Source organism: Streptococcus parasanguinis (assembly GCF_001578955.1).
GTDB lineage: Bacteria > Bacillota > Bacilli > Lactobacillales > Streptococcaceae > Streptococcus > Streptococcus parasanguinis_U.
The window spans coordinates 347111-356321 of record NZ_KQ969689.1 but is presented as its reverse complement, the minus strand read 5'-3'; the positions used below and the strand labels follow the sequence as shown (position 1 = coordinate 356321).

Annotated in this window: 6 protein-coding genes and 1 pseudogene; 3 read left to right on the top strand and 4 right to left on the bottom strand. The window is 38.5% G+C overall.

All coding sequences use genetic code 11. The features are described 5' to 3' along the window. Positions 1–301: M24 family metallopeptidase (locus tag SPADD19_RS12320; protein ID WP_241496393.1), on the top strand; the 301-nt coding region annotated here is incomplete at its 5' end. A gap of 241 nt (positions 302–542) precedes the next feature. Here the strand turns inward: SPADD19_RS12320 and SPADD19_RS13125 are convergent. After that, positions 543–934: pseudogene (locus SPADD19_RS13125) on the bottom strand (hypothetical protein). A gap of 603 nt (positions 935–1537) precedes the next feature. Between SPADD19_RS13125 and SPADD19_RS12015 the strand changes: the two are divergent. Together SPADD19_RS12015 and SPADD19_RS01680 are read left to right on the top strand one after the other, a co-directional pair. Further along, positions 1538–1696, top strand: coding sequence for a hypothetical protein (locus tag SPADD19_RS12015; protein WP_164905818.1), 159 nt, complete (start codon positions 1538–1540; stop codon positions 1694–1696). 1336 nt (positions 1697–3032) lie between these two features. Next, positions 3033–4805: an LPXTG cell wall anchor domain-containing protein gene (locus tag SPADD19_RS01680; RefSeq protein WP_061455042.1), complete on the top strand. Its 1773-nt coding sequence runs from the start codon at positions 3033–3035 to the stop codon at positions 4803–4805. Positions 4806–5052: 247 nt separating this feature from the next. On the opposite strand, the gene SPADD19_RS01675 is transcribed toward SPADD19_RS01680, so the two are convergent. The 3 genes from SPADD19_RS01675 to SPADD19_RS01665 all read right to left on the bottom strand — a co-directional run. Then, positions 5053–5502, bottom strand: a complete 450-nt coding sequence (locus SPADD19_RS01675; protein WP_061455041.1) for an Rrf2 family transcriptional regulator — start codon at positions 5500–5502, stop codon at positions 5053–5055. A gap of 112 nt (positions 5503–5614) precedes the next feature. Continuing rightward, a complete protein-coding gene (locus SPADD19_RS01670; protein ID WP_061455040.1) occupies positions 5615–6457 on the bottom strand; it encodes a metallophosphoesterase family protein in 843 nt (280 codons plus the stop codon). Positions 6458–6622: 165 nt separating this feature from the next. Continuing rightward, a partial coding sequence (locus SPADD19_RS01665) for an ABC transporter permease (RefSeq protein WP_061455039.1) occupies positions 6623–9211 on the bottom strand: 2589 nt, incomplete at its 5' end.

Below are 9211 nucleotides of genomic sequence, written 5' to 3'. Positions count from 1 at the left end.
CAAACCTGGTGTAACCGCACATGACGTTGACCGTGCTGCACGGAGCGTTATCGAAAAAGCTGGCTATGGTGAATACTTCAACCACCGCCTCGGACACGGTATCGGTATGGTTGTGCATGAATTCCCTTCTATTATGGAAGGAAATGAACTGGTACTTGAAGAAGGCATGTGCTTCTCAGTCGAACCAGGGATCTATATCCCAGGTAAAGTCGGAGTCCGTATCGAAGACTGCGGCTATGTCACAAAAGACGGCTTTGGACTCTTTACAGAAACCAGCAAAGACTTGCTTTACTTTGACTAATCCTTTTACAATCAACTACAAAAAAATCAGGTCACTAAAGTGTACTGACTCCAAAAGTTAGACAAATAATTTAAGTAAAGGATTTAGTTCTGTACTGTACAGGACTAAGTCCTTTTCTACCATTTGTAAAGTATATCAAGGTATTTGATAAAAAATAGTTTGAATTTCATAGTTAAACTAAGGGAATTGCCTTCTTTTTGAACTAAAGTTTAGTGTAAAAAGTGTACACTAAACCAACACCTCATCTGGTGATTTTTAGTGCCTTTTTATAAGCTTCACTATCCTTTTTGTATGCAGTGTTCTTATTGCTAGAAGTAAAATAACTGCCTGTATCATATTTTAAAGAACCACCTGCTTTTAAATCATAGGTAACGACAAAGTCACGACTATTAACAGAAAATGTAAAACGCTTGTTTTTTGTATCAACATTAGTTATAGCACGAGTTTCATTCTCGTAGAATCACGAGTTTCATTCTCGTAGAATCTTCCACCATTTTCATTAAACTCTAAGATAAGTTTAGCTTTACCATCATAAATATCATAATACTTTCCATTAAGAGTATCTTGTTTGGAACACGATATTAGAAATATAGTAGCAATTCCTAAAATTAACAAAGTAAGTAGTTTTTTCATTTTGCAAGCCTCCTTTAACAATATTATTCTAGAAAATGTTACAGTTATGTAATACATATACTAAGAATAGAAATATACAGACTGAAGAAAAAGTCCATTTTGGAAAATTTTCTTCAGTCTTTTTCTTTAACCAGAGAAAGTAAAAGATTCTTAAGAATAGCGCTACATCAGTATTCCTAAGAGTTTTCACTATAAAGCTAACAACCTCCAACAGGTCAATTTTTATACTGCAGATAGGATTTGTCTACATTCTGAGAAATATATTCTATTTTGTTATTCTAATCATTGCTTTTTAAATCCTTTAGAGATACAATACAATTAGATGAAAGCGCTTCAATTATTATAGAGAGAAGAGAAGCGGATATATGGCTCCCCGTCATGTTTAAATAAAAAGGATTAAAAGATGCATTGTTAATTAATACCAGCATTTATTCTTATTCAATAGTAAATTTGAGTGTTTACTTAATATATGTAGAGGGTAATATTTACTTATGTTAAAAAAGCACTAGTTCCACTAGATTAATTATAATACAACAATAAAGATTTAACATTTTTATCCTTTGTGTGGTTTAATTTAACAAAGAGAAAGGAGCAAGTTGTAATATGAAAAACTTAGGTATATTGATTTCTGTTGTTTTTCTATTTGGAAGTATATTTTTATCATACTGTGGTTTTAAAAATGGGAATATCTTTTTAGTACTTTCTGGCGTATCAGGGGTTGTTGTTTTTTCAGCGAATATAGTAAAATTAGAAAGGAAGTAGGGTTATGAAAGCTAGGAGAAGTATTTGGGTACTAATAGCTCTGTCTTTAGGAGTTATATTTTTGCTTTATATTTTCCAAACCAGTAAATGCTGATACATATAATGTTGGAAATTATACAGTTACAGAAAACGGGAATGTAATTTCTGTAACTAATCAAGAAACAGGTTTATCAGCTTATTTAAACAGAGATATTGGCTTACTCACAGATATTGATGGTACACTCTCTTATGTTGACATAAACAATAACAATGGTGCTGATTATATTCCAGCATTTTCTAGTTCTAATTTCTTAGTTGCTTCAGGACTTCGTTCCGGTGTTTGGAATTATGTCACAACCGTCACATATAATTTAGGATATATCCAGTCAGTATAATCATTTATCTTAGGTTTGATTGCTTTAAAGCCGAGTCCAGCAAGCCCTTATATTAGTGGAGTAAGTCTTGCACTTGGGGGTGCTTCTCTAGTGAACAGTAATGTTACTGTAAAATTAACTCAATATTATGACCCTGCTCAACCAAGAAAAATTAAAGAAGTCGTAGTCACTTATTCAAATGGACGAAAAGTCGGTTCAACTTCTTATGTACGTGATATTTTTAAATTTATATTACACCTTAATATTTATGCACTATTATCTCATTTTAGAGTCTGAGACAAAAGTCTAACCTTAAATATAAAAAACGAACAAAACGAGTTTATCTGACACTCAGAATACTGTCTTGTTCGCTTTTTTGTCTAATCTATCGATTTTAAAAATTTATAATAAAGAATTCCTAAAATCAAAATCTTTTTGTCCCAGCCTCTTTCAATATAATCAAAAAAGATAGTATAAGACTTTATTGAAACGTGCATCTTATAGCCTTCTTTCAAAAGAGGTTATATAACCTCTTTGAAAGAACTTAGAAATAAAAAATTATCTTATTTAAATAAGATAACCTCTATGAACTGCAAAAAAGCACACCCCATTTGAAGTCCCTAGAATCTTCCATTGCCATCATATGTTCTTCCTATTTCCTGAAAAATCGATGAGTCATCTATAGAACATCTTTAGGTCCTTCTTTATGAATGATGCCTTAGTCAGTTTTTCTTGCATAGAAATCCATCCATATCCTCCTTACTTCTTCTTTAACAAGATGCTTCGGAATTCACAACTTAATTTTTTTATTGAATAGCTCAGTCACTTTCTAATTTTTTTCTTTTTGTACAGGAAAAACAGCTATTATACTATAAATAATTGATTGTAAATCAACCGATTTTAGTTTATAATGCAGATGAAAAGTTTAACAAATTTCTATTTTTATAATGGAAATTTTGATTACATTTAGGAGACCTCATCATATGAAAAAATTAACGAAATTAGGTATCGCATCGATTTCCGTATTTGTATTAAATACCTATACTCATACGATTGTGAAAGCTGATGAGAATAGGAGTTCAGAGACTTCTGTAACAGTAGAGTTATCAACAACTCAAGCAAATGCACCACAGGGAGAACATTCTATCGTAACGAACAATAGTTCTTCGAGCGCTGAGGACAATGTTCCCTCTAGTGATGAAGACTATACTCTAGCTACAACCACTTCGGAAACTACTAGGAGTACAGCGACTCCTCCAAAAAGTAATATCGTAAACGAAGATGGATATGTCAATATTGAGGGACATCCCGCAGCTTTAACAGATGATGGTGAAAGTGTTGTCTATTCTTATACAGTTGCGTTTAAAGGGATGCATTCTAGTGATCGTGTACAAACAGTTCGCGATATCAGACTCCGCATTCCAGACATTCCAGGCGCTAAAGTTGATTTCACACTGATTGGAACACGAGATGCCAATGAAAATCCTGTTCCCGTCAATGTACCAATGAAAGTCATTCTTCCTGATGAAATTGTTTCGGATTCTGACACTGATCCTACTACTACCCTTAATTCAGATTCCTCAGTTGTTCCAACTGCAGAAGAATTAAGAGCAGGTAAAAAACCGGCAATTGTCAATATGGATGCAAATGAAAATGGTTATCCTGGAGAACACCTTTATCCAGGAGACGGAATTGTTCATTTATATGGAATTAGCTCTAAAACCCTTAAAAGTACTGCTTTTCGTGTAGCTGTAACACTTCCATTAAAAGAGGCAAAGAAAATCAAATACTTACCGATTGATGCCCGTTTTGCATGGAAATGTAGCCAAGAAGGTGGGATAGCCAGTTATGAAGAAGGCTGTCAGAGTTTAGAAGAATATAAATCTAATCAGGTTTATTTTGCTGATGAGGATGGTAATCTAAGTTATGGTGGGTTGGGCAATCCTACCCTAGTGGATGAAAGTTACGTACAGGATGGTCATCTCATCAAGTCCGTTGCAAGTCCAAATACCTACATTACACCTAATAATGGGGACTGGACCAAAATTCCAAATGACACCAATATTGATCCCAATACTTTCTTTAACTATGTGGAAATATTTACATTAAAGAATAATCCATCGGTTACGTATTATGCATCTGAAAAAGAAGATATGGCTGATCAAGACGTATCTGCTTTTTACCAAGGAAACGTTCTGATTGACTATGTGATCAAAGGATCTAACCAATCCATCAAACCTACATATACTGATACTGCCATGACTTCTATCTATGGATTGGATGGTAGACTTAAAAACTACAACACAACAGAAAATAATCTCGAACGCCCAGACTATATTATTTTTAATGGACAAAAATATCTTCTAGTAGGGATTTCATCCTCATCTGCACCAGAGATTGGTCCTATGAAAGAGGGGACGCTCCATGTAGTATACGAATATGTGAAAGAAGCTTCTAATCCTGTTACTCCCATAACACCAACTCCAACACCCGTTTCACCAATAGTCCCTGAACCAGTTCAACCAAGCCAAAAAGAAGTTAAAAAAGAAGTTAAAAAAGAAAATCCGCTCTCTCACGAAGGAACTGTAGAGCCTCAACCATCTCAGAATTCTGTTACTAAATTAGTAATGGATTTAGAGCAAGTAGGATTGCCAAAAACCGGAGATTCTAGTAGCAATGTATTCTTTAGCTTATTGGGTGCCTTAACAGGTTTCCTTGGATTCTCCCTCATCAAAAAAAGAAAGAGTGAAAGATAATAGAAAATTCTAAGCCGTTCACCTGTCTGGAAGCTGGCAAATTCTAATAAGAGGTTATTTTGAACCCTCGCAAATTCTTTACTCTCTACTTATTGATCGTAGCAGTCTATTTTCTCTTTAACTTTGCTCTCTCTAGTTTTTCTCACCACTTATCCAAAAAGTGGGCAAAAGCTATAGACTAATAGAGGTTCAAGTTCCGATCTCAGCAAAAAAGATCGAAGAAGGTTACACTTCTTCGATCTTTTTCTTATGAAACGGATTCGAGATTCATTCTTTTCTGCGTATCTTCCACGACGTCTTTTAAAGTGGTTTGGGCCATTTCTTTTTCCATAGCAGTCTGAATGTCCTCAAGCTTCCCATCTAAAACATTGTGGATATTGTGGCCAATCGGGCAGGCTGGATTCGGATTGTCATGAAAACCAAATAATTGACCTGTCAAACCTAAGCATTCTACCGCTTGATAGATATCCAGCAGGCTGATCTCATCGGCTACTTTTGCGAGCTCAGCTCCGCCTGTCCCACGCGCTACATGGATCAATCCTGCTTTCTTCAACTGAGACAAGGTCTTTCGAATAATAACAGGGTTCACTCCGACACTTCCTGCCAAAAAATCACTGGTTACTTTTGTTTTTTCTCCTTGTAGAGCAATCATGATCAAGACATGAGTCCCAATGGTAAAGCGACTCGAAATTTGCATAACTTCACTCCTTTCTACCCGTTTTTGAAGGTAGAGTCTATTGAACAACCGTCAAGGAACGACTTCCGTTAATCCTATTATACTCTTTTTAGTTGTAATGTCAACAGTTACACTATTGAAAGAAGTCCTCTAACCAAGCATCGATTTCTCGATCATGACCTTCTCTCTGCTCAATCTCATGAAGAAGCTCATGATTGTGGGTATGATGAATGCCATTGACCAAACTTTCATAATACACTTGGTAATAAGGAAGATGGAGGTCTTTTGCGAGTTGCAGTTCTTTTTGGACATCATAATCCACCCGTCTAAAATCTACATCTTTTAGCCCCATTTGATCAAATTCAAGAATAGCATACATGGCCCGAAGGTCCTTGCGAAGATTCTTTTCCAGAAAGAAAGGCTGACCGATCGAGCCAGGATTGATGATCAGTTCTCCGCCTGTCCCGTAACGGAAAAACTGCTGGTGAATGTGTCCGTAGACTGCAATATCACAAGACGGGTTTGTCACCAAGCGGTCAAAATCCTTCTGCTCACCAATGTGAATCAATTCGCGACCCCAATTCTTATCGGGTAAGTGGTGGGTAATACCGATCTTTAAACCTGCGATTTCTCTATGGACCTGCATGGGCATTTCCTGCATGACTTCAATTTCCTGGGGTGTGATTTCTTCCAGAATATATTGACACTGGCGCATGAGGTAGCGATGACTGGATCTGGTCTCATCCAACATCCCTCTCATAGCCCGCCAAAGACTATCTTCCCAGTTTCCAAGGACTTTAACCGTAATAGGTAACTCCTCTAACAGCTCCAAGAGGGCCCGTCTCCCTGTTCCTGGCATCAAACTATCTCCTAAGAGCCAATATTCATTCACCTTGGCTTTTCGACTATCCTCTAGGACAGCTTCCAATGCTGTCGTATTTCCATGAATATCTGAAAGTAAAGCAATTTTAGTCATGATCTTCTCCTTCTCTCCATTATAACAAAGAGAAGAAAAACTTCCACCCTAAGGTGAAAGTTTTATGAACATTCCATGCTACCAGAAATGAAAACTCAGGCTAGAAGCGGAAGCTTCGTCGTTGGATTTATCTTTTTCCAAAGAGTTGCTTAACGGCTTTGTATCTTAGTCTACTGATTTGAGGGCTTCGAGCATGTCTACTTTTCGGAGATAATGGTCAACATAAATTCCTAACAGGATCAAGAGAAGGATCATTCCTCCGACAGGGAAGAGGAAAACGCCAAGTCCCACTTTAGGGTAAAAGAGAATGGCATCTGGTGCAATCAAAGCAATGAGGAATTGATGAAGATAATAACCACCCACTAATCCCATGAGGATCCCTATGATAGACAATAAGATGGTTTCGCGGTAAATATAGAGCGTCACTTCCTTATTATGGAATCCTAAGACCTTAATGGTCGATAATTCCCGGATTCGCTCTGCCACATTGATATTGGTTAAATTATACAAGATCACGATGGCTAGTAAGATCGATACAACTACTAGAATCATCATAGTGGTGTCCAAAGATTTGGCAACTGAATTAAAGAGGGAAATCATCGAAGCGTTCTGACTAACCGCCTTCACAGCTGCAAGATCCATCATGTCTCGACTGACAGTCTGCACTTTTCGTGTAGAAGGATTTCTCAACTGCACCAAATAGCTATTTGCTGAAGTCCGCTTTCCGTAGATTTTTTGGTAACTTGCCTGATCCATATAGACAAAATGGCCGACATAATTTTCAGTGATCCCTGCTACCTTAAAAGAGTGGCCATCTAAGGTCAGTCGATCACCGACTGTAACCCGGGCTAATTGCGCTAGCTTACTACTGATGATGACCCCTTTCTTGAGAGACAAGGACTCTCCTTGCTTGATAGAACGCAAGCTTACAAAGGGAGCAAAATCTGTACGGTCCGTTACCATCATCGTAATGGTCTGCTTGTCGCGTCCACTCTTTAAAGATGCTTCAATGACCTTACTATAGATCGGTCGATAATCCTTGATATCTGATTTTTCCAGACGATTGGTTAGTTCCTTGCTTTCTTGGCTTGATGCATTGGGTTTTTGGGCTACAATCAACTCATAAGATAGGATCTCTTGAAATTGGCGTTTGGAAACACCTCTTACAGAAGATTGAATTCCTAGCCCTGCAAAGAGGAGAGCAACAGAACCTGCCACTCCAAAAATGGTCATCAGCATCCGTTGTTTGTAACGAAAGAGATTACGAGCAGTGACTTTGTGGGTGAAACTCAGACGCTTCCAAATAAAATGGAGACGCTCCAGGAAAATCTTCGAACCAGATACCGGTGGTTTAGGAAGCAATAGAAGATTGGCTTCTTCTTTTAATTCCTTGCGAGAAACCCAGTAAGCCGGAAGCACACTCGCAACGAAAGACAGTCCGAGCGCAATCAGAGTCATATCTCCATAAAAATACTCTCTGCTCTCTCCAATCACCATCCCTTGCGTGATAATGTTGGAAATGATCCCCGATAGGAAATAATGGCCCAGCAAGGTTCCTAGAAGGGTACCGATCGTCCCTGCAAAGAATCCATAGAGAACAAATTTGAGAATGATGTCCCTGGTACGATAGCCCAGCGCCTTAAAAATACCTGCATTGGTTCGCTCTTCATCGACAAAGCGGGTCATCGTGGTAAAGGTCACCATGGCTGCTACCAGATAAAGAACGACCGGAAAAATATTTCCAACAGCAGAGATACTACTACTGGCATTGCTATACATCAAGTAACCTTGTCCACCTGGCATGGTCTTGCGGTCATAGACATGATAAGCTGGAATTTCCAGCTGATCTCGCTCCCTTTGGGCTTTTTTCAGCTCCTCCTCTTTTTTTCCGAGCTCCGATTCACCTGTAGCCCAGTCCTTCTTTTTCTGATCCAGTTGTTCTTTGGCTTGATGGAGCTTTTCTTGACTGGCTACTTGCTCTTTAGATGGCAGAAATGGAGCTAGTTTTTTGAACTGCGCCTCCTGCAAGTCTAATTGCTTTTGAGCCTGATCGATCTGATTCTTGGCTGACTGGAGTGTTTCCTTGGCACGACTGAGTTCTTTCTGGCCTTTTTGAATCTGGCCATCCGCCTCCTGCTTGAGTCTTTGATAGCGAGCCTTTCCATTATCTTTCAAAAGTTTTTCTAACTCTTCTTGATGAGCTTCGAGCCGTTTTTGGTAGACTTGCGAAAAAGAATCTAAAGACTTCAGATCATCAAACTGGATCCGCGCCATCGCGGGAAGTTTGGTGGTGAAGACTTCTTTTGAAACCAGAGCATAGGCATCCAGATTCCCACTGCCACTCATGGCAGTGCCTAAATTCTTTTGAGACCACATCTCAGAGGATTGTACAAAGCCAACAATGGTGAATTGCTTTCGCTTTAAACTAGAGCGAGTTCCAGCCTTTTCTTCAAGTGTGAGGGTATCCCCTATCTGATAGCGACCCTCCCAAAAACTTGCTAGGGCCAGTTCCCCTTCTTTTTGGGGCAGGCGCCCCTTGGTCACACGAAAAGAAGAAAGGCTTTTTGGGGCAGAAAAAAGTCGAATTGCCTCTCCTGTTCCTTTCACTGTCAAATCCAGCAGTGAACCAAATTCGACACGCGCCCCTTTGACTCCTATAAGCTCCTCTTGGTCTACCTGGTCTAATCCCATGTCCCCCATGACAGCAAGATCTAGCATCTTTTGTTGCTGAATAAACTGGTTAGCCGTTCGGTG

Coding starts and splice junctions, on each gene's coding strand:
- SPADD19_RS12015 (WP_164905818.1), top strand. CDS start 1,538: ATGAAAAACTTAGGTATATTGATTTCTGTTGTTTTTCTATTTGGAAGT.
- SPADD19_RS01680 (WP_061455042.1), top strand. CDS start 3,033: ATGAAAAAATTAACGAAATTAGGTATCGCATCGATTTCCGTATTTGTA.
- SPADD19_RS01675 (WP_061455041.1), bottom strand. CDS start 5,502: ATGCAAATTTCGAGTCGCTTTACCATTGGGACTCATGTCTTGATCATG.
- SPADD19_RS01670 (WP_061455040.1), bottom strand. CDS start 6,457: ATGACTAAAATTGCTTTACTTTCAGATATTCATGGAAATACGACAGCA.